The 21,680-nt window shown below is 75.0% G+C and carries 14 protein-coding genes and 2 pseudogenes; 8 read left to right on the forward strand and 8 right to left on the reverse strand.

The genetic code is table 11. From position 1 onward, the window contains the following. Nucleotides 1-117: 117 nt before the first annotated feature. Nucleotides 118-1,290 carry a hypothetical protein gene (locus tag ABTZ17_RS28860; protein ID WP_352198687.1) on the reverse strand — a complete coding sequence of 391 codons (1,173 nt, stop codon included), beginning with the start codon at nt 1,288-1,290 and terminating at the stop codon, nt 118-120. A 363-nt stretch (nt 1,291-1,653) separates the two neighbouring features. Here ABTZ17_RS28860 and ABTZ17_RS28865 point away from each other — a divergent pair, with 363 nt between their 5' ends. The 3 genes and pseudogenes from ABTZ17_RS28865 (at nt 1,654) to ABTZ17_RS28875 (ending at nt 5,510) form a co-directional block, all read left to right on the forward strand. Continuing rightward, the gene (locus ABTZ17_RS28865; RefSeq protein ID WP_352198688.1) at nt 1,654-4,449 is read left to right on the forward strand and encodes a M4 family metallopeptidase; all 2,796 of its coding nucleotides are present in this window, start codon (nt 1,654-1,656) and stop codon (nt 4,447-4,449) included. A 212-nt stretch (nt 4,450-4,661) separates the two neighbouring features. After that, a complete protein-coding gene (locus tag ABTZ17_RS28870) occupies nt 4,662-5,393 on the forward strand; it encodes a DUF7873 family protein (protein WP_352198689.1) in 732 nt (243 codons plus the stop codon). A gap of 24 nt (nt 5,394-5,417) precedes the next feature. Further along, nucleotides 5,418-5,510: pseudogene (locus ABTZ17_RS28875) on the forward strand. Nucleotides 5,511-5,811: 301 nt separating this feature from the next. On the opposite strand, the gene ABTZ17_RS28880 reads toward ABTZ17_RS28875, so the two are convergent. After that, the gene (locus ABTZ17_RS28880) at nt 5,812-6,420 is read right to left on the reverse strand and encodes a GNAT family N-acetyltransferase (protein WP_352198698.1); all 609 of its coding nucleotides are present in this window, start codon (nt 6,418-6,420) and stop codon (nt 5,812-5,814) included. Nucleotides 6,421-6,643: 223 nt separating this feature from the next. Here ABTZ17_RS28880 and ABTZ17_RS28885 point away from each other — a divergent pair, with 223 nt between their 5' ends. Beyond that, the gene (locus ABTZ17_RS28885) at nt 6,644-7,852 is read left to right on the forward strand and encodes a serine hydrolase domain-containing protein (RefSeq protein WP_352198690.1); all 1,209 of its coding nucleotides are present in this window, start codon (nt 6,644-6,646) and stop codon (nt 7,850-7,852) included. Nucleotides 7,853-8,065: 213 nt separating this feature from the next. Further along, nucleotides 8,066-8,947, forward strand: coding sequence for a tat (twin-arginine translocation) pathway signal sequence (locus ABTZ17_RS28890; RefSeq protein ID WP_352198691.1), 882 nt, complete (start codon nt 8,066-8,068; stop codon nt 8,945-8,947). A 39-nt stretch (nt 8,948-8,986) separates the two neighbouring features. Here ABTZ17_RS28890 and ABTZ17_RS28895 read toward each other — a convergent pair. After that, nucleotides 8,987-9,669: pseudogene (locus ABTZ17_RS28895) on the reverse strand (serine hydrolase domain-containing protein); the annotation flags it as partial. 938 nt (nt 9,670-10,607) lie between these two features. On the opposite strand from ABTZ17_RS28895, the gene ABTZ17_RS28900 reads away from it, so the two are divergent. Next, a complete protein-coding gene (locus tag ABTZ17_RS28900; protein WP_352198692.1) occupies nt 10,608-13,007 on the forward strand; it encodes a bifunctional serine/threonine-protein kinase/ABC transporter substrate-binding protein in 2,400 nt (799 codons plus the stop codon). Here ABTZ17_RS28900 and ABTZ17_RS28905 read toward each other — a convergent pair. Together ABTZ17_RS28905 and ABTZ17_RS28910 are read right to left on the reverse strand one after the other, a co-directional pair. Beyond that, nucleotides 12,982-14,541 carry an MFS transporter gene (locus ABTZ17_RS28905; RefSeq protein WP_352198693.1) on the reverse strand — a complete coding sequence of 520 codons (1,560 nt, stop codon included), beginning with the start codon at nt 14,539-14,541 and terminating at the stop codon, nt 12,982-12,984. The genes ABTZ17_RS28900 and ABTZ17_RS28905 overlap by 26 nt on opposite strands. A 164-nt stretch (nt 14,542-14,705) precedes the next feature. Continuing rightward, a complete protein-coding gene (locus tag ABTZ17_RS28910) occupies nt 14,706-15,782 on the reverse strand; it encodes an SLAC1 family transporter (RefSeq protein WP_352198694.1) in 1,077 nt (358 codons plus the stop codon). Nucleotides 15,783-16,041: 259 nt separating this feature from the next. Here ABTZ17_RS28910 and ABTZ17_RS28915 point away from each other — a divergent pair, with 259 nt between their 5' ends. Beyond that, nucleotides 16,042-16,632: a chloramphenicol phosphotransferase CPT family protein gene (locus tag ABTZ17_RS28915; RefSeq protein ID WP_352198699.1), complete on the forward strand. Its 591-nt coding sequence runs from the start codon at nt 16,042-16,044 to the stop codon at nt 16,630-16,632. Between the two features lie 86 nt (nt 16,633-16,718). Here ABTZ17_RS28915 and ABTZ17_RS28920 read toward each other — a convergent pair whose 3' ends face one another. Beyond that, nucleotides 16,719-17,276 carry an SRPBCC family protein gene (locus ABTZ17_RS28920; RefSeq protein WP_352198695.1) on the reverse strand — a complete coding sequence of 186 codons (558 nt, stop codon included), beginning with the start codon at nt 17,274-17,276 and terminating at the stop codon, nt 16,719-16,721. 49 nt (nt 17,277-17,325) lie between these two features. Next, nucleotides 17,326-18,165: an N-formylglutamate amidohydrolase gene (locus ABTZ17_RS28925; RefSeq protein ID WP_352198700.1), complete on the reverse strand. Its 840-nt coding sequence runs from the start codon at nt 18,163-18,165 to the stop codon at nt 17,326-17,328. Between the two features lie 337 nt (nt 18,166-18,502). Between ABTZ17_RS28925 and ABTZ17_RS28930 the strand changes: the two genes are divergently transcribed. Further along, nucleotides 18,503-19,720: a GDSL-type esterase/lipase family protein gene (locus tag ABTZ17_RS28930; protein WP_352198696.1), complete on the forward strand. Its 1,218-nt coding sequence runs from the start codon at nt 18,503-18,505 to the stop codon at nt 19,718-19,720. A 198-nt stretch (nt 19,721-19,918) separates the two neighbouring features. Here ABTZ17_RS28930 and ABTZ17_RS28935 read toward each other — a convergent pair whose 3' ends face one another. Continuing rightward, nucleotides 19,919-21,475 (reverse strand): FUSC family protein, encoded by a 1,557-nt coding sequence (locus ABTZ17_RS28935; protein WP_352198697.1) that lies wholly within the window; start codon nt 21,473-21,475, stop codon nt 19,919-19,921. Nucleotides 21,476-21,680 lie beyond the last annotated feature (205 nt).

Genomic DNA, 21,680 nt, shown 5'->3' on the forward strand with positions numbered 1-21,680 from the left:
GGTGACAGTTGGTCTCCTGCACCGCCGTGCCCGTGGAGGCCCGCACGTGGGCGAAGAACAGGCGCGGCGCCGGGGCGGTCGGGTCGGATCGCGTCCCGCCGGTCGGTCGGTCGGTCGTCAGAGCCAGCCTCGGAGGGCGGCCCGGGCGCCCGCCTGGAAGCGGGTGGTGGCGCCCAGTTCACCGAGGAGCGCGTTGATCCGGCGGCGGGCGGTGTGGACGTGGACGCCGAGCTGGCGGGCGATGGCCTCGTCCTTGAGGCCGCCCGCCATCAGGCCGAGCAGGGCCCGGCGGCGCTCGGAGTCCGGTTCCGCGCCGCCCTCCGGTCCGCCGAAGGGCAGCGCCCCCTGCCAGACCGCCTCGAACAGCCCCACCATCGCCGGGGCCAGCAGCCCTTCCGAGACCTGTAGCGCCGAACTGGTCGGGTCCGCCTCCCCGGTGGGCGGCAGCAGCGCGGTCCGGCCGTCCACCACGAGGAGCTTGGTGGGGACGTGGGCGGCGGCCCGGATCCGTACCCCCGAGGCCATCAGCGGGGCCAGGACCTCCCAACGGCCCGGCCGGTCCAGGGCCTCCTCGCCCACGACGATGCGCACCGCGACCCCGCGCGCGAGGAGGCCGTCGAGTCCGTGGCCGGGCAGGTACTCCTCGGGGCGGGCCGGCATGGCGTACGGCGGACGGTCGAGGAAGGCCACCTCGTGGCGGGCCCCCGCGAGCAGCTCGGCCACCCGGTCCACGATCCGCTGCCGCCCGGCGACGGTCTCCCAGCCCGCCCCGTCGGAACGTCCCGCGGCGCCGTCCGGGGTCAGCCGGACGGCTATCTCGTCCGCGGCCAGTCGGATCCGCTCCAACTCGGCCGCACGTCGGTGCAGTTCGGCCGTGCGGCGATGGGCCAGGGCGCGGATGGCGGGCCCGGCGGGCACCGGCCGGGGCAGCGTTCCCCCCGGACCACCGCTCCCGCCCGATCCCCCCGGTCCGGAAGCCGCCGCGGCCGGATCCCCCGCCTCCGCCACCGCCGGCTCCGGGGCCGAAGGGTCGGCGGCCGAAGGATCGGCGGCCGAAGGATCGGCGGCCGAAGGGTCGGGGGCCGCCCCCGGCAGGCTCCCCGGGAGGTCCCCCGTCACGAACCCGTGCTCGTGCAGCACGGCCAGCACCCTGTCGAACTCCTGCCTCCGCATGCCCAGTCCGGCGCTCAGCCGGTCGGGCCCTTCTTCCCGGCGCAGGGACAGCGCGCGGTAGACCCGCTCCGCGTCCGGCCCCAGACCGAGTTCCCCCAATGTGGTCTTCGTGGTCATGGGTGGATTCTCAAGCTCCGCGCATTCTGTCCACAAGTGTGCTTCCACAGTTGTGACCAGCACTTATTCCTTGATCCACAGCTTCGCAACACGTTGCATGGCGGTTCCGGAACCCCGGAGACATCCGGAGGGACCCGGACGGAACCGGCGCGCCCCGACCGCGCCCGACACCGTCCGGCCGCACCACGCGGCGCGCACCGGCGCGCCCAGGGAGGGAACCCGATCGTGAGCAGGTCCAGGTCCAGGTCCAGGTCCGAGTCCGGACCCAGGTCGCAGTCAAGGGCGGGGTCCGGTACGTCCGGCACGAGCGCCCGGATATCCGGAGCCGCCGCGCTCCTCGGCGCGGCGGCGCTCCTGGCCGGTGTGCTGCCGGCCACCGCGCACGCCGAACCGGCCCCGCCCGCCGCGGAGGTGGTGCCCGGTGAGGGCACCGCGACCCCGTCGCTGGTGGCGGGTCTGGCCGAGCCGGCGCGCGCCGCCGGCAGCCCGGCGGAGGCCGCGGTCGGGCACCTCGCCGACCGGAAGGGCCGGTACGCCATCGCGGACCCGCGGCGGGACCTGACGGCGGCCGACACCCTCACGGAGGGGGCGGAGGAGACGGTCCGGTTCCGGCAGAAGCACCGCGGGGTGCCGGTCTTCGGCGCCCAGTACGTGGTGCGGATGGAGCACCGGGACGGCCGACGCGTGGTCACCGGCACCTCCGGGCGGTACTTCACCGGCCTGACCGTGGACACCCGGGCCGCCGTGACCGGGACCCGCGCCCGGGAGCGCGCCTTGGCGGCGGTCCGGGAGGAGCTGTCCCGGCAGAAGCTGGCGCCGGCCCGTACCGCGGCGAAGCCCGGCGCGCCCGCCGCCCGCACGAAGGGCACGGCGCGGCCCCTGACCGCCCGGCTGTCCGCCGCCGGTCACGGTCTCGTGGTGCTGCCCCGGGGCGCGGGCGTCCTGGCCCACCACGTGACGGTCACGGGGGCCGACCCGGCGACCGGCGGCCCGGTGAAGCGGGAGGTGTACGTCGACGCGCGGACCGGATTCCCGGTGCTGTCGTACTCCTCGATCCAGGAGTTCGGCCCCGTCCGGACCACGGCCGCCGGCCCGACCTCGGCCACGCCCGGCACCGTCGGCGCCGTCACCGTCGGGGCCGTGACCGCCGCCGGCGGCAAGGCTCCGGTCACGGCCGGCTCGGGGGTCCGGCTGAACGGCGCGAAGGTGCCCCTCAGCCTGTACCGCGACAAGACCGGGTACACCCTCAGCGACTACGGCCGCACCTGGTCCACCAGCAAGAACCCGCTGACCACGTACGACGCCACCGGCAAGCGCGTGGACGAGGTGGCGGGCACCTGGCCGTCCGGGATCGCGCCCGTGGCCTCCGCCACGAAGAAGTTCGGCAAGGCCGCCACCGAGTCCGGGGCCGTCGACGCCCACTGGGCCGCCGGGCAGGTCTACGACTACTTCGCGGCGAAGCACGGCCGGGACAGCCTCGACGGCCGCGGCGGCGCCATCAACTCCCTGGTGGGCGTGCGCGACCAGTACGGCCTGCCGTACGTCAACGCCTTCTGGGACGGCACCAAGATGGTGTACGGCACCGGGGACGAGGAGTACAAGCCGCTCTCCGCCGACCTGGACGTCGTCGGCCACGAGATGACCCACGGCATCGTGGAGCACACCGCGGGCCTCGTCTACACGGGCCAGTCGGGGGCGCTGAACGAGGCCGTGGCCGACTACTTCGGCAACGCCATCGACGTGACCGCCTCCGGCACCCCGATGGGCGACCCGGACGCGGGCCTGCTGGGCGAGGACCTGTGCCGCACCCAGTCGCCCCGGGAATGCGCCCTGCGCGACCTCAACGACGGCCGCACCACCGCGAAGGACTTCCTCGGGGCCACCTTCGGCACCGACAACGGCGGGGTGCACCTCAACTCGACCATCTTCTCCGGGGCCCTGTGGGACATCCGCGAGGACCTGGGCGCCAAGCTCGCCGACCGCATCGTGTACCGGGCGCTGACCCGCTACCTGACCCCGCTGGACGGCTTCACCCAGGGCCGGGCGGCGGTGCTCGCCGCGGCTCGCGACCTGAAGGCGGACGCCGGTCAGCGCAAGGCCGTGAAGCGGGCCTTCGACGCGCACGGCATCGTCCCGGGCTGGGAGAAGGCCCTCGGCGTGGACTCCGACAAGCTGCTGGGCGACGTCAACACCACCCGCACCCAGCCGGGCGCGGGCGGCGGCTGGTGGGCTTCCTCCTCCTCGGACGAGTCGGGCGAGGAGGCGTACTCGGTGTACGCCGGCCGCACCGACGGCAAGGGCGGCGCGAAGCGGATCAGCCCCAACGACGGCCGCGCGCACGTGTACCCGGACACCGACGGCAAGACCGTGGTGTGGGCGGCGTACGGGTCGGACTCCGTCTCGGTGCTGTCGCGGCCGTTGGCCGGCGGCCCGGTGCGGACGGTGTGGACGCAGCCCGCGACCATCGGCAACGTGCGGGTCTCCGGCGGGGTGATCGCCTTCCAGGAGGTGTCGCCGCGCGGTCAGCAGCGGGTCGGGTACCTGCGCCCCGGTGACCGCGAGCCGGTGTACGTGGACGGCGGCAGCTACGAGGTGTTCACCGCGATGCCGACCCTGAACGGCTCCAAGCTCGGCTACGCGAAGCTGTACACGGACGCCGACGGCTTCCAGCAGATCAGCGTGGAGGTCGCCGACGTGCGGACCGGCCGCAAGGTCCTCGTCCCGCCGAAGGGCGGCTACAACGGCCTGGCCTCCCCGGTGGTGACGGGCCAGCACGTGTACTGGCTGGTGGACGACATCCCGGACGACAACCGGATGCTGCTGCGCCGCGCCGACCTCGACGGCACGCGCGTGACGGACCTGATCGGCGAGCAGGACCCGTCCGCGCACTTCTGGAACCTGGACGCCACGGACTCCGTGGTCAGCCTCCAGTACTGGAAGCCGGACTTCGGCCCGCAGACCGGTCCGGCCTGGTCCAACGACAAGCTCCCGAAGGTCGTGCAGACCGACGCGGACGGCCGGAACCTCCAGCGGATCTCCTGCAACCGCGGTGAACAGCTGGGCCTGGCCGCCGACACCGGCCGCCGCACCGTGTGGCTGGACGGCACCACCGGTCACACCGACCTGGTGACCCGGGCCCGCCCGGCGGGCCGCTGCTGACACCGTCGCACCCCCCGGGGCTCCCGCCCCGAAGGTCCGAAGGCCCTCCGTCGTGACGGCCCTTCGTCGTGACGGCCCGTCGTCCGCGCACTCCGCACGGGCGGCGGGCCGCGACGTTCCGCGAGTCGAGTCAGGGTTCGCGGCGCATCGCCTTTCCACGAGCAGGATCTAATTCGGATGTGCGTACGGCGGCGGGTTGTTAGGTTCTCCGTGTGCCGAAGCTGAATCAGATCATCGCTGTCGAAAAGGGCGTCAAGTCGAAGGCCCTTCAGGAACTCACCCAGGCCCACCAGGACGTGCAGAAGCCCGCCCTCCTGGCCGGCATCTCCCGCACCTACCAGCCCAAGGACGAGGAGGGCGAGCAGCTGCCGCCCGAGTCCACCCGGGTGCAGGTCAAGGCCGAGGACGCCCTGCGGACCACCGCCGCGACCCTGACGCGGCTGTTCGACGTGACCGCGACGAAGGACTGGGCGAACCGGTCCGCGGTCGCCGACGTGGTGGTCGACGGCACGGTGCTGCTGCCCCAGGTGCCGGTCCCGTACCTGCTGTTCCTGGAGAAGCAGCTCACCGACCTGCACACCTTCGTGCGCAAACTGCCGGTGCTCGACGCCTCCGAGTCCTGGAACCTGGACCCGTCGACGGACTCGTGGAAGACGGACCCGGTGCGGACCATCCGCACCAAGAAGGTGCCGCGCAACCACGTGAAGGCCGAGGCCACGGAGAAGCACCCGGCCCAGGTCGAGGTGTACTACGAGGACGTGCCGGTCGGGTACTGGACCACGGTGAAGTTCTCCGGCGCGCTGCCCGCCCGGCGGGTCAACGAGCTCCTCGACCGGGTCGAGAAGCTCCAGCAGGCCGTCAAGTTCGCCCGTGAGGAGGCGAACAACACCGAGGTCACCGACCAGCGGATCGGGGACGCGGTCTTCGGCTACCTCTTCCGGTAGCCCCACACACGCCCCCCGTCGCGAGCGGGGGGTGCGCGATGAGCGCAAGCTGAAACTGAAATGTCGAAGCTGATCAAGGGGTGTCAGATGGGGGTTCGAATCCCTCCCCCCGCACCACGTGCGGGGGTGGCCCAAGCCCGGCAGAGGCGGCCCCGTGAATCTCAGATTCTCGCTCCAGTCTCAGTATTCGCCGCCGAACACCGGATCGACCGAGCGTGGGCGAACATCGACGGATAGGGGTTCAAGTCCCCTCGGCGCCTCTCTCGTGGCGCTGTAGTTCAAAGGCAGAACACGTCGATCTCAACATGATCCGCGGCTCTTAAACGCCGCCGGTGTGCGCAATTGGGTGGCAAACTGGAGCCCGGGAGCTGGACATGCTCCCGGGCTCCGTCACGTTCCGGGGTCCACCCCGGCACCCTCACGCGTGCGCGCTCCCGGCGTCCGGCGCGACCGGTGCGGCCGATGCGGCCCGCGTGGCCGGTCCCGACCGCCAGACCACCTCGCCGTCCTGCCGGTCCCCGGTGGGGACGAGTCCCGCGGCGGCGGCGACGGCCCCGGAGGCCGCGTGATCCGGACGGACGTGGGCGGCGACGGCGCCGATGCCATTCTCCCGGAGCCAGTCCACCAGCGCGCGGGCCGCCTCCGAGGCGATCCCGCGCCCCTGCCAGGCCGTGCCCACCACCCAGGCCACCTCGGCGGCGGGACCGCCGTCCGGGCCGCCCGCCACCGTGACCGTGGCCTGCACGGTGCCGGTCAGGCATCCCTCCTCCTCCAGTCGCACCACCCAGTTCCACCAGGACACCGCCGGATCGGGGGAGCCGGCCTCCCAGCGCGCGTACCGGGCCCGCAACTCCTCCGGGCTCTCCGGAGCGCCACCCGTGAACGCGTGCAGGGCCGGATCGGCCAGCACCCCGGCCATCTCGGCCGCGTGCCCGACCCGCAACGGCACCAGGCTCAACCGCCCGGTCCGGATCACCTCCGGGACGGGAAGGGCACCGTGACGGGGGTCGGAAGCGGCGGCGGTCACACATTCCTCCAGGTAGGGCGGCAGATCCGACAGAAAGCGTGCGATCACCTCGAACGCCCCACGAGTATGCGGGGCCGTCCGGGACACGCCCGTCGCGGGGGCGTCCGTGTGCGCCGTCCGGCCCCGGCGGGGCGCGGCGCTGCCGCCGCCGGGGCGGGCGGTTGCTAGTCAGGGGGCACCCGCGGGCCCGTACCGGCCGCCGCACCGCTTCCCGGGAGACACCGTGCCGCACCTCGCCTCCGGTCGACGGCTCCGCCGCCGCACCGGCCTGTCCGCCGCCGTCCTCACCGCCGCCGCGCTCGCCGCGCTGCTGCCCGCCGCGCAGGCGGCCGGAGCGGACCCCGCGCCCGGCCCGGGCCGTCCCGGTCACGACGGCGGCCTGCAGCGGCAGCTCGACCGGCTCGTCGCCCAGGAGGACGGCCCGCCCGGGGTGATCGCCGTGCTGACCCGCGGGGCCCGCGGCCAGGTGTACACGGCGGGCGTCGGCGACCTGGCCACCGGCCGGCCGCCGCGGCCCGACGACCACATGCGGGTGGCCAGCATCGCCAAGGCGTACAGCGGGGCCGTGGCCCTGAGCCTCGTGGACCGGGGGGCGCTCTCCCTCGACGACACCATCGGGGAGGTGCTGCCGGACCAGCCCGCCGACTGGCACGCGGTGACCCTGCGCCAGCTCCTCCAGCACACCAGCGGTCTGCCCGACTTCTCCGCCGACCCCGAGTTCCTGGCGATCCTCCAGGCGGACCCCCGGCACGTCTTCGACCCGCGCACCCTGCTCGACTACGTCGCGGACGAACCGCTCCTGTTCACGCCCGGCAGGCTGTACGAGTACTCCAACTCCGACAACATCGCCGTGGCCCTGATGGCCGAGGCCGCCACCGGCCGCCGCTACGAGGACCTGCTCCGGGAGCTGGTGTACCGGCCGCTCGGGCTCCGGGAGACCAGCCTCCCGCTCGGCTACCGGCTGCCGCGCCCGTACCTCCACGGCTACGACGTGACCCCGCCGGCCGCGCCCGAGGACGTCAGCGAGGCCATCGGCGCCTCCGGAGTGTGGGCCTCCGGTGGGATCGTCTCCACCCCCGACGAACTGGGCGCCTTCATCCGCGGGTACGGCGGCCCGGCCCTGCTGTCGAAGAAGACCCGCAAGGAACAGCTCACCTTCCGCCCCGGCGACTCCTCCGAGCCCGCCGGTCCGGGCACCAACGCCGCCGGGCTCGCCCTCTACCGCTACACCACCCGCTGCGGGGTGCTCTTCGGCCACACGGGCAACTTCCCCGGCTACACGCAGCTCGCGGCGACCACCCCCGACGGCAAGCGGTCCCTGACCTTCACCATCAACACCCAGACCAGCAAGGGCAACAAGCCCGCGCTGCTGGCCCGACTGCGCACCGTCCAGGAGAACTTCGCCTGCGCGCTGCTCAGGAACGACGGCTGACGGGACACCCCCGAGACGGGCGGAATCGGGAGGAGACGGGCGGAGGCGGGCGCTGGGGAGCTGACGGGCGGCCGGGGTGGGGCTGTCCCCCGGAAAGTCCCGGGTGCCGGCCCCCGGGACTTTCCGGGCCGCCGCCCGTACCGTCCGTGACGGGCCCGCCGTGCCGTCGAGGTGTCGGGCCCCGTCGTCCGGCTCCCGAACCGAAGGCCCGTCATGCCCGTTCCCCGCGAGGCGCCCCCGCTCCCCCACCGCGTACCGGTCCTCCGCGGCCGGATGCCGCGCGACGGGTGGCGGACGGTGGCGCCCGCCCTCGCCGTCGCGATCCTGCTGCCCGCGGTGTTCCTCGTACCGGCCGCGCTGCGCTCCGGCACCCTGGATCCGGCGCACCTCGCCGGGCCCTTCCGGTCCGGTTTCGCCGCCTACTGGGAGTCCGGGCGGCCGGAGTTCCCGGCCGGGCTGGAGGCCGTGGTGGCGCTCTGGTTCCGCTTCCACCTGGTCAAAGCGGGGGTGGCGGCGCTGCTGCTGGCCGCCGCGGTCGCCCTGACCCTCGCCTTCCGGCGGCGGGCCGGGCGAGCGGCCGCAGCCGGGGCGCGGGCTCGTCGCCCGGCCCTCGCGGGGGCCTGGGGCGCCGGGCTGGTCGCCGTCTTCGCCGGCCTGGTGCTCGTCGCCAACCTCCAGGGGGCCGCCGCCCCGTTCGCCTCCCTGTTGCCGGGCGTGACCGCCGGCGGGAGGGGGTCCGTCGCGGCCGACGCCGTGGCGGAGGCGCGGACCGCGCTCGCCGGCGGACCGGAGGCCCACTCCGCCGCGCCGCCCGCCCTCACGGCCATGCTGGACGGATTCGCCCGCTACCACGCCGTGCTCCTCGCCGCGGCGCTGGTCACGGCCCTCGTCCTGGCGGTGCTGACGGTCCGCTCCTGGCGCCGCCGTGCCGCGCGGGCCACGGACTCGGCGGGGACGGCCCGCCGCCGGGCCCGGCCGTCCTTCCTGCTCCCGGCCGGCGGGGTGGTCGTGGCCCTGGTCCTCGCGTACGCGAACCTGACCAACACCCTCGACCCGGCCCCCGGCCTGACGGGACTCCTCACCGGCGGCTGGTGAACCGCCGGGGACCGGGCCACGTGCGCGCGGCCGGGCCGGGGCGGTACCGAGCCAGGAGGCGTCGTACACGCTGTAGTCGCGGGGCGGGTCGAGGAGGCCGTGGAAGGCTTCGTACATGCGCGAATGCGGGCCCTCGATCCGCGGACCGGCGGGGAAGCGGTGTGCCGGAGGCCGGCGCGGTCGATGACGTGCCGGGTGATGTACTGCTCGGCGCTCTGGCCGGTGACCCGTTCCAGGAGCTGCCCGAGGAGCAGGTAGTTGGTGTTGGAGTAGACGCCGGTGGGGCCGCCCGGCTCGCCGGTGGGCGGGGCGGCGAGGCCCAGCGCGATCAGTTCGGCGGGACGGAAGCGCCGGAAGCGGTTCTCGTCCAGGCTCCGCGCGGACATGTCGGGCAGGGAGGGGAAGGCCCGCAGGGACGGGAAGGCGTGCACGAGGTAGTCGGCGATGCCGCTGGTGTGCCCGAGGAGCATGCGGACCGTGACGCGGCGGCCGCGTTCGCCGGGCACCAGGTCCGGCAGGTACCCGCCGATGGGGTCGTCCAGTCGGATGCGGCCGCGCTCGACCTGCTGCATCACCGCGGCCGCGGTGAAGGTCTTGGTCACGCTGCCGACCCGGTGCCGCAGGCCCGGGGTGACGGGGCGGCCGGTGACCGTGTCGGCGGTCCCGGCGGCGCCCCGCCAGGTCCGGCCGGAGGCCCGCACCTCGGCGAACACCCCCGGCATGCCGGCGCCGTGGACCTCGTCGAGGGCCGCCCGGAGCCGGCCGGGGTCGAGCGTCCCCGCCCGCTCCGCGCCGGCGGCCCCGGTCCCGCCGCCCCGGCCGCTCGTGCCGCCCGTCGTGGGCTCGTGCATGGGCCCGTTCGTGGGCTCGTTCGGGTTGCCGGCCGTGATCTCGGTCGTGATCACCGTCGTGCGGCCCGTCGGGTCGGGGCGTGCCGCCGTGCTGTCGGTGACTCCGATGGTGCCGGTGATGCTCAACGCGACCAGGCAGGCGCTGATCGCCGTGCGGATCCTCATGTCCTCGTCCGTCCCCTCCGTGCCGGCCGGGATGCCGACAGGAAGGATCCTGGGCCGGGGAAGGGTCTCCGATCAGCCGCCGACCGGCGGGGAATCCGTGACGGACGCGCGCCGTTCGGCGCGTCCGTCACGGTTCCGGGCCGTGTGCGGCAGGCCGGGCCACCGTGCCGGGATCCGTGCCCGGGGGCGGCGGTACGAGCGCCACCGCCGGGGGTTCGCCGTCGCCCCGGGCCCGGCCGCGCGGGCCGGGCCCCGGGGTGCGGGTGCCGGACGGATCCGTGCGGCAGCCCTCGTGCGGGCGGATCGGCCGCATACCGCCGGGGGAGGTTCGGCATGCGGCGGGACCCGCTCCGGAAGCCTCCACGGGGAGGAAGCCTCCGGTACTGGCGCTTGTGACCCGTCCCCGGGACCGCAAACGCCCGCGTCCGAAAATTCCTGAGAGCACGTCATGGCGAGCCGCGCATCGAGGGGTTGGGTCGGCGGGGCGGGACCGTGTCCGCCCGGAGGTGCGACGCACCGTTCGGAACGGTCGGCTCCGGCGTGCGGGACCCGCCGGCGGATCGCGGTCGAGCCCGCTGTCCACGGGGCGGGATTCCGGCCGGATCTCGCCACCCGGATGGCTCAGCAGGACCTAGAGTGTGCGCGTGAACGAGCAGCATCCCGAACTCATCGCCGGCCGCTACCAGCTCGTCGAGCGCATCGGACAGGGCGGTATGGGCCGGGTCTGGCGCGGCCTCGACCAGCAGCTCTTCGGGCGCGAGGTCGCCGTGAAGGAGATCGTCTTCCCGCCGGGGCTGGAGGAAGCGGACCGGGCGACGCTGTTGCGGCGGTTCACCGGAGAGGCCCGTGCGGCGGTCACTCTCAGCCACCCGGGGATCATCACCGTCCACGACGTCGTGGAACACCGGGGCGCCCCCGTCATCGTGATGGAGCTCGTCCGCGGTCAGTCCCTGGCGGCGGTCCTCCGCGAGCGGGGCAGGCTGCCGGTGCGGCGGGTGGCGGAGATCGGTGCGGCGATGCTCGACGCGCTGGCCGAGGCGCACCGGGCCCGGATCGTGCACCGGGACATCAAGCCGGACAACGTGCTCCTCACCCGGGACCGCGTGGTCCTCACGGACTTCGGGATCGCCCACCTCGCGGACGCCACCACCAAGCTGAGCCACAGCGGGAGCATCATCGGCACCCCGCAGTACATGGCCCCGGAGCAGTTGGACGGCAAGCGCCCCACCCCCGCGAACGACCTGTGGGCCCTGGGCGCCACCCTGTACCACGCCGTGGAGGGTCGGCCGCCCTTCGAGGCCGAGGGTCTGCACGCCCTCGCCGTCGCCGTGTTCACGCGGCCCCACCGGCCGCCGGAGCACGCCGGTCCGCTGGCTCCCGTGCTGGAGGCGCTGCTCGTCAAGGACCCGGCCGAGCGGGCGGACGCGGCCACGGCAGCCGACCTGCTGGCCGCCGTCCTGCGCGCCCCGTCGGACCCACGGACCCCGCCACCGCCCCGCACCACACCGACACCCCCCACCACGCCGGCACCCGCACCGACACCGATACCGACACCGACCCTCGCGGACCCGAGCCCGGAGCCGGAGATCGGGGAGGTGCCGGAGCCCGGGAACGTTCCGGAGCGCGCTCCGGAGGCGGGTGACGTCCCCACCCCCACCGAGGTGGTCCTCTCCCTCGGGGAGACGACCCCCGTCACCCCGGGCGGTCCGACCGGCGCCGACACGGCAGGCTCAGGACCCGGGTCGGGGTCGGGGTCAGGAAGCGGCTCGGGACGGCGGGCCCTCACCCGGCGTTCGCTGGTGCTGGGCGCGGCGCTGGCCACGCTCGGCGCCGGCTCGGCCCTGACCTGGATCCTCGACCAGGACGAGGACCCCGGCGGCTCGACCGGCGGCAAGGGGAGCGGCGGCGGCAGCGCCGCCGAAACCGCCGTGACCGTGGTGCTCGGGGTCGCCGCGCCGCTGACCGGTGGCCTGTCCGCGATGGGCCTCGGGGTCCGCAACTCCGCCGACCTGGCGGTGCGGACGGCCAACGAGAAGCGGTACGTCCCCGGGGTGCGCTTCGAGATCCGGGCCCTGGACGACGCGGCCGACCCGGCGAAGGGCGCCGCGAACGCCGCCGCGTTCGCGGCGGACCCGAAGCTGCTGGGCGTGGTGGGTCCGGTGACCTCCGGGGTGGCCAAGACCCTGCTGCCCGGTCTGTCCGGGGCGGGGATCGCGGACGTCTCCCCGTCCAACACCGATCCGGTGCTCACCCTCGGCCCCGACTGGGCGACGGGCACGCTCAGCCGTCCGTACGGCACGTACTTCCGGACGATGGCGCCGGACGTGGTCCAGGGTCCGTTCGCCGCCCGTCATCTGTACACGGAGGCGGGGAAGACCAAGGTGTACGTGATCGACGACGGCGGTGCGTACGGCACCGCCCTCGCCGCCGGCTTCACCACCGAGTTCGAGCGGCTCGGCGGGACCGTGGTCGGCGCCGAGCGCGTCGCGGCCGGGGCGCGGGAGTTCCCGGGGGTCGCCGGGAAGGTACGGGCCTCGGGTGCCGAAGCGGTCTGGTTCGGCGGGTACTACGACACCGCCGCGGCGCTCTCCGGGCAGTTGAAGGCGGGCGGGGCGCGGGTGCCGCTGATGGGCGGCGACGGCATTTTCGACGAACAGTTCCTGAGCGCCGGGCCCGAGGCCGACGGGGACCTCGCCCTCAACATCGGACTGCCCGCGGCCGACCAACCGGGCGGCCCGGACTTCCTGGCCCGGTACGAGAAGGCCGGGTACGCGGAGCCGGCCGGCTGGTACGGCCCGTACGCCTACGACGCCGCCTGGGCCCTGATCGAGGGGGTGAAGACCCTCGTGGCGGCCCACGGGGGCACCCTGCCGACGGACGCGCGCGCCGGACTGCCCGCGGCGGTCGGACGGTTGGCCTTCGACGGGGTGACGGGACACGTCTCCTTCGACCAACGGGGCGACGTCCGCAGCCGGCACGTGACGGTCCACCGCGTCGAATCGGGCCGCTGGACCACGGTCACGAGCGGCCCGGCCCCTTCCTGAGACCCGGGGCGGGGGCGTCGCTCCCGCCCCCGTCACCCTCTGAGGCCCCGTCGCCGTCGCCGTCCTCCACTTCGAGTGTGGACAGCGGTGCGGCGATGCTCTCCAGGGAGCGGCGTTCCGCGTCCACGCCCCAGAAGAAGGCGGTGACGCCGCCGGCGATCATCAGGAGGCCGCCGACCGCGTATCCGGCGAAGACCCGCCAGGGGTTCTGCCCTTCCCCGATGAGGGTGGCGAACAGCCAAGGTGCGACGACCCCGCCGAAGAGCATGGAGAGGGCGAAGAAGAAGGAGATGGCCTGGGCGCGCATCTCCAGCGGGAAGATCTCGCTGACGGTGAGGTACGCGGAGGAGGCGGCCGCGGAGGCCACGAAGAAGATCACGCACCAGAGCACGGTCTGGGTGACGGCCGTCAGCATCCCCTCGGCGAACAGCCAGCCCGTGACGAGCAGCAGGGTGCCGGAGAAGGAGTACGTGGCGCCGATCATGCGGCGGCGCCCCAGGGTGTCGAAGTACCGACCGAGCAGCAGCGGGCCGGCGAGGTTGCCGAGGGCGAAGGGGAAGATGAAGTAGGCGACGGTGCCGCCGCGGATGTCGTAGAACTCGGCGAGGATCAGCGCGTAGGTGAAGAAGATCGCGTTGTAGAGGAACGCCTGGGTCACCATCAGCATGAAGCCGAGGACGGACCGGCGGCGGTGGTCGCGGAAGAGGATCCGGGCGAGCTCGCGGTAGCTGACCTGGGGGCGCTGCCGGTAGGTGACGGCCTCGCTGTCGGGCACCGGGTCGAGGTGGACGCCCTCCTTCGTCACCTGCCGTTCGATGTCGTCCACGATCCGTTCGGCTTCCTCCGGTCTGCCGTGGGTGAGCAGCCAGCGGGGGCTCTCCGGGATGTTGCGGCGCAGCCCCCAGATCGAGAGGCCGATGAGGGGGCCGACGAGGAGGCCGAGCCGCCAGCCGAGGTCAACGGCGAACAACTCGGTGTTGAGGAAGGCGAGGTTGGCGGCGGCGCCGATCATCGCGCCGAGCCAGTAGGTGCTGTTGACGGCGAGGTCGGCGGCTCCGCGATGGCGGCTCGGGATGAGTTCGTCGATGGCGGAGTTGAGGGCCGCGTACTCGCCTCCGATGCCCATGCCGGCGATGAAGCGGGTGACGGCGAAGAAGGCGAAGTTCATCGACAGGGCGGTCAGTCCGTTGCCGACGAGGTAGACCGCGAGGGTCACGAGGAACAGGTTGCGGCGGCCGAGCCGGTCGGCGAGGCGGCCGAAGAACAGCGCGCCGACGACTTCGCCCAACAGGTAGATGCCGGCGGTCAGGCCGATCTGGGAGGAGGAGAAGCCGAGGGACTGGCCGTCCCGGAGGCGGTCGGCGATGGATCCGGCGATGGTGATCTCGATGCCGTCCAGCACCCAGGTGATGCCGAGGGCGATGACCACCTTCCAGTGGAACCGGCTCCACGGCAGTCGGTCCATCCGTTGCGGCACGGTGCTGCGCACCGGGCTCGGTCGCGCCTTCGTCCCCGTCACCGACTGGGCCGCCATGACAGACCTCCCTGTTCTCGCCACGGAGTGCGTGTGCCCGGCCGGGGGAACGGTATGCGCCGGCGCGGGCGGAGGGGGTGCGAGGGGGCGTCGGCCGGAGGGGCCGTCGGGTCGATCGGAAGGGGTCCTCGGGTCGGCCGGATCGGTCGGGTCGGCCGGGTCGGTCAGCGCGGGGGGTGTGCCGGGTGGTGTGGCCGCCGGGCGGTGTGCCGGCGGCCGGAGCCGTAGGCGGTGAGCATCCACAGGCCGGCGGCGACCCAGAGCAGGACGCGTCCGGGCGGTTCGAGCCCGCGCGTGCCGGTGTCGGCCGCGACGGACAGCAGGGTCACCGCCGTCATGCCCACCGGGAACACCGTGGCCCAGCGGCGTACGTCGTATCCGGGGCGGGGCCGCAGCAGTTCTCCGACGGACAGGACCACGACCCAGCACAGGTCGGCGACCAGCAGCACGAACACCGCGGCCCGCAGCGCCTGTTCCGCGCCGCCGGTCCACACGCCGGAGGTCATCAGCTTGGACGCGGCCAGGGCCGACAGGGCCAGCGCCCCGCCCGCGATCCACTGGTCGCCGGCGCCCCGCAGGACCTCGCGGACGTCGAAGCGGACCAGGGCGTCCGCGTACAGCAGCAGTCCCAGCAAGAAGGCGACGAGCGCCGTCCACGCGAGCCATGGGCCGGCCTTCGGGGCGAGGAGCGCCGCGAGCACGGTCAACGCCTGTCCGGCCACGGACACCAGGAACACCGCTCCCGGCCCGCGTCCGCGCAGGTGCCGGACCACGGCCACGAGCAGTCCCGGCCAGAGCAGCGCCCCGAGCACCAGCAGCGCCGCGGCGGGCACGGTCCAACCCTGGAGGGCGCACCGGACCCCGAGGACGGCCGTCGCGGCGACGGCGGTGAGGGCCGGCGGGGTGTCCGCGGCCGCCGTCCAACGGCGCCGGTCCCGCAGCAGGAGCGCCGTGAACCCGGCGGCCGACACCAGCCAGACGGCGGCGGTGAGGGCGAAGGCGACCGCCGACAGCAGCTCGCGGCCGACGAGGTGGAATCCCGTCGACAGGATGCCGGTGGCCATGACGGCGGCCCCGGCGGCGGGCGGCAGCGCCGCCCATCCCGGGTCGGGCGCCCCGGAGCGTGCCCTCTCCCCGCCCGTTCGTCGGTCGTCCGCCACTGGTCCCTCGCCGGTTCGTCCGTCGCCGGTTCCTCCGTCGTGGGTCGGTCCGTCGTCCGCCTGCCCGTCGCGCCCGTCCATGCCCCCATCGCAGCGCCCGGACGGCCCGGGGCGCCCGCTCGGCGCGCCCCGGGCCCCGGCCGGGGCCGCAACGGCCCCCGTTCGGAGGACGCGACCGCCCCGCCGGAGCGGGCGGGGCGGGCCGGGCGGCACTGCGGCCGGGGCGTCCGACGGCCCGGAAACGGGGAGGCCCGCGGCATGGGCGGCGCTCTAGGGTGACGGGATGACCCGACCTCACACTCCCCGCGGACCCGGCGGTCCGGCCGGTCCGCCGCCCCGGATGATCGTCCTCAACGGCGGTTCGAGCTCCGGGAAGTCCACGCTCGTGCGCCATCTCCAGGACCTGCTGCCCGATCCGTGGTTGGCCTCGGGCTGCGACGTCTTCGTGGACGCCCTGCCCGCCCGGCTGCGCGCCGACGACACCGAGGGCGACGGCACGGGCGACGCCCGCCCTGCGACCGACGCGGGCCACGCGGGCGACGGCGCGGGCATCGTGTTCGGGGAGGACGGCGGGGTGAGCGTCGGAGCGGAGTTCCTGGCCCTGGAGGCGGCCTGGCGGGCGGGGCTCGTGGCGACGGCCCGCGCCGGGGCGCGGATCGTCGTCGACGACGTGTTCCTCTCCGGGGCCGCCTCGCAGGACCGTTGGCGGACCGCCCTCGGTGACCTGCCGGTGCTGTGGGTCGGGGTGCGGTGCGCGGCGGACGTGGCCGAAGGACGCGAGCGGGCCCGCGGGGACCGGGTGTCGGGCATGGCGCGGCGGCAGGCGGAGTCCGTGCACGTCGGGGTGGAGTACGACCTGGAGGTGGACACCACGCGCACCGGTCCCCTGGAGTGCGCACGGATCGTGGCGGCCCGCGCGACGGGGCGCTGAGCCGGGCCCGCCGCCCGCCGGGACCCGCCGGCGACCCGGCTGCGGCTCCCGCCGACGGGGGTCCCCCGACCCGGCTCCCTTCGGACTCAGTCCGTCGTCTCCCGCCCCGTCGTCTCCTGTCCCGTCGTCGCCTGTCCCGTCTCCCCCGCCCGCTCCAGGACGCGCTTCAGATTGCGCAGGGTGGTGGCGATGTTGCGGCGCTGGAAGGCGGCGAAGGTGTGGCCGCGGGTGGCGATCCGGTCGAAGACCCCCGCCACGGCGTCGGGCCAGGCCCGACGGTCGTCGGTCCAGGTCTCGGTGACGCGGGTGCCCTCCGGGACCGGCTCGAAGCGGTACTCCCAGGTGGCGATGGGGCCTCGGATCCGGGGGCTGCGGACACCGATGGCGTGCACGCGGAAGCGGAAGAGGCGTCCCGGTTCGGCCGCGGTGACGGTGCAGCGGGTGGTCCAGCGGAAGGCGCCGCGCTTGTTGCGTCCGTCGAAGACCGTGCCCGTACGGATCTCTCCCGGGCCGCTCGTCACGGTGCCGCCGAGGTTCTCGGGGCTCCACTCGCCCATCCGGGCCGGGTCGGAGACGTGCCGGTAGACCTCCTCGGGCGGGACCCGGACGACGATGCTGTCGGACACCTCGAACGTGCGTGGCATGGTTCTCCCCTCTCGGCCGCCGACGCTACCCGGACCACACCACCCGGCGCTACCTTCCGGTAACTTCCGGCCCTCCGCCGACCCGCCCGTCCACCGGCCCGTCCATGGACCCGTCCACCGGCCCGTCGGCAAGCCCGTCGACGAGCTCCGCCAGGGCCTCCCCGAGGGCCTCCCGGCCGGGTCCGGCCGGGCCGCCCGGCTCGGCCGTGTACAGGTCCCGGCGGATCTCCACCATCAGCGCGCTCACCGCGCGGTCGCGGCCGTAGTGGCGCAGCGGGACGTACGTACCGGCGAAGGGGGTGTCGAGGGCGGTGCCGCCGAACCGGGCGAAGACCTTCCGGGCGGCGGCGACGAGGGCGTCCGGGGTGTGGAAGGGGTCGGTGCCGAGACAGATCGGGGGCCGTTCGCCGGTCCCGTGGAGTTCATAGGGGAGGGCCCGGCTCGGGTAGGAGTGCACGTCGATGACGACGGCTCGCCCGGTGGCCGCCAAGCGGTCCGCCACGGCCCGGGTCATCGCCTCGGCGTAGGGGTGGAAGTACCGCGCCAGCAAGGGCCCGTCGTCGTATCCGGCGGGGCGCAGGGGCGCGCCCCCGGTGGTGCGGGTGTAGACGGCGCCCATGCCGACGGAGCGCATCCCCTCGCGTTCGTCGGGGAAGCGCTCCGGGTCGACGACGAGCCGGGACCGCTCGTTGACGAACCGCCAGGGCGTCAGGGCCGAGCGGGCGGCGGCCACGGCGGCGATCCCCGCGGTGTCGGTATCGGTGATGAGGTCCAACTCCTCCTCCAACGCGCGCTCGTCCAGGAGGAGTTCGCGGCGCACCTCATCCGGCACCACGCGGGAGGAGTGCGGCACGTGCAGGATCACGGGCGAGGAGTCGGCGCCGGGCAGGAGCCGGAACGCGGGCCCGTGCGGTGCGGGCGGGCGAGGCGCGGACGGGCCTCCCGCCCACCCTTCCCCAGCGCCCTCGGCGCCTCCGACGCCCTCGACCTTCCCCTCGAAGCCCTCTTCGGTGCCCTGCTCCACGCTGACCTCCACGGGTCGGATTCCGGTACGGGGCCCATCCTCGCCCGGCGGGACCCCGCGCCACGAGGCCACCCCCGCGCCTCCCGACCCCTCCCCGGCCCCTCCCCGACCCCCACCCTTCCCCTTCGCCGTTTCCCGCTACCTAAAAGCTTTAGGAATATGCATAATAATTTTAGGAACGACAGGACCGGAGGCCGGAACCATGAGCAGCCGCACCACCCACCCGCCGCAGGACCCCGCCCCCACCGGGGACGGCTGGATCACCACCACCGTCACGGAGGAACTGCTGCGCGGGCACCTGGAGGCGGAGCGGACCGCACGCGGTCTGCTGCCGCACCGGCTGCCCGCCCGGGCCCGCCGGCAGATCCCGGACGACCGGCTGGCGGTCGCCGAGAGCCAGCCCTCCGGCGTGCGGTTGGCCTTCCGGACCCGCTCCACGGTGGTCGAGCTGGACACCGTCCCCACCAAGCGGGTCCACCGGGGTTTCCCGCCCCCGCCCGACGGCGTCTACGAACTGCTGGTGGACGGCCGCCCCACCGCCCGGACCACGGTCGCCGGCGGCGACCTGCGCACCGTGACCGACCTGGTCACCCAGGAGTACGAGCTGACCGAGGGCCCGCCGGGCACCGCGCGCTTCGACGGTCTCCCCGCCGGCGACAAGGACGTCGAGATCTGGCTCCCGCACACGGAGACCACCGAGCTGATCGCGCTGCGCACCCTCGCCCCCGTGGAACCGGCGCGTGACCACGGCCGTCGCGTGTGGCTGCACCACGGCAGCTCGATCAGCCACGGCTCGAACGCCGTCCGCCCGAGCGCCATCTGGCCCGCGCTGGCCGCCGCCCGGGGCGGGGTGGAGCTGGTCAACCTCGGGTTCGGGGGCAGCGCCCTGTTGGACCCGTTCACCGCGCGGGCGATGCGGGACACCCCGGCGGACCTGATCAGCCTCAAGATCGGGATCAACGTGGTCAACACCGACGCGATGCGCCTGCGGGCCTTCGTACCGGCCGTCCACGGCTTCCTCGACACCCTCCGCGAGGGCCACCCGACCACGCCGCTGCTGCTGGTCTCTCCCGTACTGTGCCCGATCCACGAGGACACCCCCGGCCCGCTCGTACCGGACCTCAGTGGGGGGAGCCTGCGCTTCCGGGCCACGGGCGACCCGGCCGAGGTGGCGGTCGGGCGGCTGACGCTGACCGTCATCCGGGAGGCCCTCGCCGCGATCGTGGCGCAGCGGGCGGCGGAGGACCCGCACCTGCGGTACCTGGACGGGCGGGAGCTGTACGGCGAGGCCGATCACGCCGAGTACCCGCTGCCGGACGCCCTCCACCCCGGCCCCGAGGGCCACCACCGCATCGCCGCCAACTTCGCGCGGCTCGCCTTCGCGGGCGACGGAGCCTTCGCGGAGGAACGCACCGACTGAGCGGGGGGACGGGGACGGTGGCGGTCCCGTCCCGGCGGGGTCCCGTCCGCCCGGGGTCCCGTCCGCCCGGGGTCCGGTCCGTCGGAGGGGGGCGGACCGGACCCGGTCACGACCGAACGACGGTCGGGCGAGCATGCGGGGGGGCGGGAAGACAGGAGAGCGGGCAAGGGCAGGGAGGCAGGCAGAGGGCGGCCGGGGTCAGGGCTTCCGCCGGTCGGGGGCCTCGATCCGCTCCAGGTCCTCGGTGAGCGAGCCCAGCCAGGCCGCCGCGGTGTAGCAGGAGCCCGGCACCCCGGGCGGAAGGGGCTCCGAGCCGGTGACGGCGCCCGCGGTGTCCGCCCAGGCGGGCCGTACGTACGGGGTGTCGCCCACCGGGTCGAGGGCGGCGGAGATCAGCAGCAGCCGCCCTGCCACCCGCTCGCTCAGCCGGACCACCGCCTCGGCCGCCACCGGCTCCAACGCGGGCACCACCAACGGTTCGGCCGGGACCCCGGCCGCCGCGGGGGGCACCAGCACCCGCTCCGCACCCCACAGCGCGTGGTGGCCCGCCATCAGCACGGCCTGCCAGTCCACGGCGGGCAGCACCCCACCGTCCCTCCCGGCCCCGGCCCCGCCCGCACCCGAGGCCGCCCCCGCGGCCCGCGAAGACGCGGCCCTCGTCGCCTCCGCCCCGTGCGCCGAACCGCGCTCCGAACCGTCCGCCACCGCGTCCCCAGCCCCACCCCCCGACGCGTCCTCCGCGCCCTTCCCCGCGGCCGCCGCTGCCGCCACCTCCGTCCGGTCCACCGGTTCGCTCTGGGACTGGGCGAACGCCGACTCCGCCAGAACCAGCGCCCGGCGCAGCGCGCCGAAGGAGAGCGGGGCCTCCGGGTCCCGTACCCCGCCGGTCGTGATGACCGCCGCCGTGGCCATCACGGTCTCCGCGGCCGAGCGCATCAGCACCGCCCCGGAGCGCCGCACCTCCGCCCGCGCCCCGCGCGGCCAGGCCAGCAGGCCGAAGACCACGCCGACCGCGCTCCCCACCACGACGTCCAGCAGCCTGACCTCGGCCAGTTTCCAGGTGGCGGGGGCCAGCTGGGCGAAGACCAGGGCCACCACCAGCGCGAACAGGGCCTGGGACCAGCCGACCCCCTTCACCGGCCCCACCATGAAGGTGATCAGCAGCAGGGGCGGCATGACGGCCGCGTACACGGTGGTGTCCGTACCGACCAGCGCGAGCACCCCGGCCGTGCACAGGGCCCCGATCAGGGTGCCGGTCAGGGCCTGCCGGATGCTCGTACGGGTCGCGCCGAGGGTGGTACGGGTCAGGGTGAGGGTCGCCAGCATCGCCCAGAAGCCGTGCGGGAGCGTGGCCAGCCCGGCGACGGCGCGGGCCGCGGCCAGCGCCAGGCTGATGCGGACGGCGTTCTGGAAGAACACCGACCGGCTGCCGGCGTGCCCCATCAGCCGTCGCCACCACAGCTGCGGGGCCCGCATCCGCGCGTACCAGAACCGGCCCGCGGGCAGGTCGGCCGCCGCTGCCCGGCCCCGGACGGCCAGCTCGACGGCGTCGGCGAGCACCAGCGCGGCGTCGGCCAGCTCGATCAGCGCGGCTCGGCGGCGCAGCACCGCCGGCTCCCCGTCCCCGTCCCCGGCCCCGGTGCGGCTTCCCGAGAGCACCACCCGGGCCCGCAGTGCGGCCAACTCGGGGTCGGCGGCGCCGGGGGCGGCCGTGCCGCGCAGGACGGCGGCACTGTGTTCCGCGGACCGGGCCACGGCCGCCGTCAGCTCCCGGCCGGGCCCGCCCCCGGGCCCGGCCGGCGCCCCGGGTCGGGGGGGGGGGGTGACGGGGGCGCCCGGCGCACGCGGCCCCGGGGGGGGGGGGGGGGGCGGGGCGGCCGGGGGACCGCACCCCCCCCCGGCCGCGTCCACGGTGCGAACGACCGGACCGGATCCACGGCACGGCGGCCCCGCGCTCCCC

The sequence above is a fragment of the Streptomyces sp. NPDC097619 genome (assembly GCF_040302735.1).
In the GTDB taxonomy this organism is placed as follows: domain Bacteria; phylum Actinomycetota; class Actinomycetes; order Streptomycetales; family Streptomycetaceae; genus Streptomyces.

Excerpts from the sequence above, each read along its gene's own strand:
- ABTZ17_RS28860 (WP_352198687.1), bottom strand. The coding sequence starts at position 1,290 with ATGACCACGAAGACCACATTGGGGGAACTCGGTCTGGGGCCGGACGCG.
- ABTZ17_RS28890 (WP_352198691.1), top strand. The coding sequence starts at position 8,066 with ATGCCCGTTCCCCGCGAGGCGCCCCCGCTCCCCCACCGCGTACCGGTC.
- ABTZ17_RS28905 (WP_352198693.1), bottom strand. The coding sequence starts at position 14,541 with ATGGCGGCCCAGTCGGTGACGGGGACGAAGGCGCGACCGAGCCCGGTG.
- ABTZ17_RS28910 (WP_352198694.1), bottom strand. The coding sequence starts at position 15,782 with ATGGACGGGCGCGACGGGCAGGCGGACGACGGACCGACCCACGACGGA.
- ABTZ17_RS28915 (WP_352198699.1), top strand. The coding sequence starts at position 16,042 with ATGATCGTCCTCAACGGCGGTTCGAGCTCCGGGAAGTCCACGCTCGTG.
- ABTZ17_RS28920 (WP_352198695.1), bottom strand. The coding sequence starts at position 17,276 with ATGCCACGCACGTTCGAGGTGTCCGACAGCATCGTCGTCCGGGTCCCG.
- ABTZ17_RS28930 (WP_352198696.1), top strand. The coding sequence starts at position 18,503 with ATGAGCAGCCGCACCACCCACCCGCCGCAGGACCCCGCCCCCACCGGG.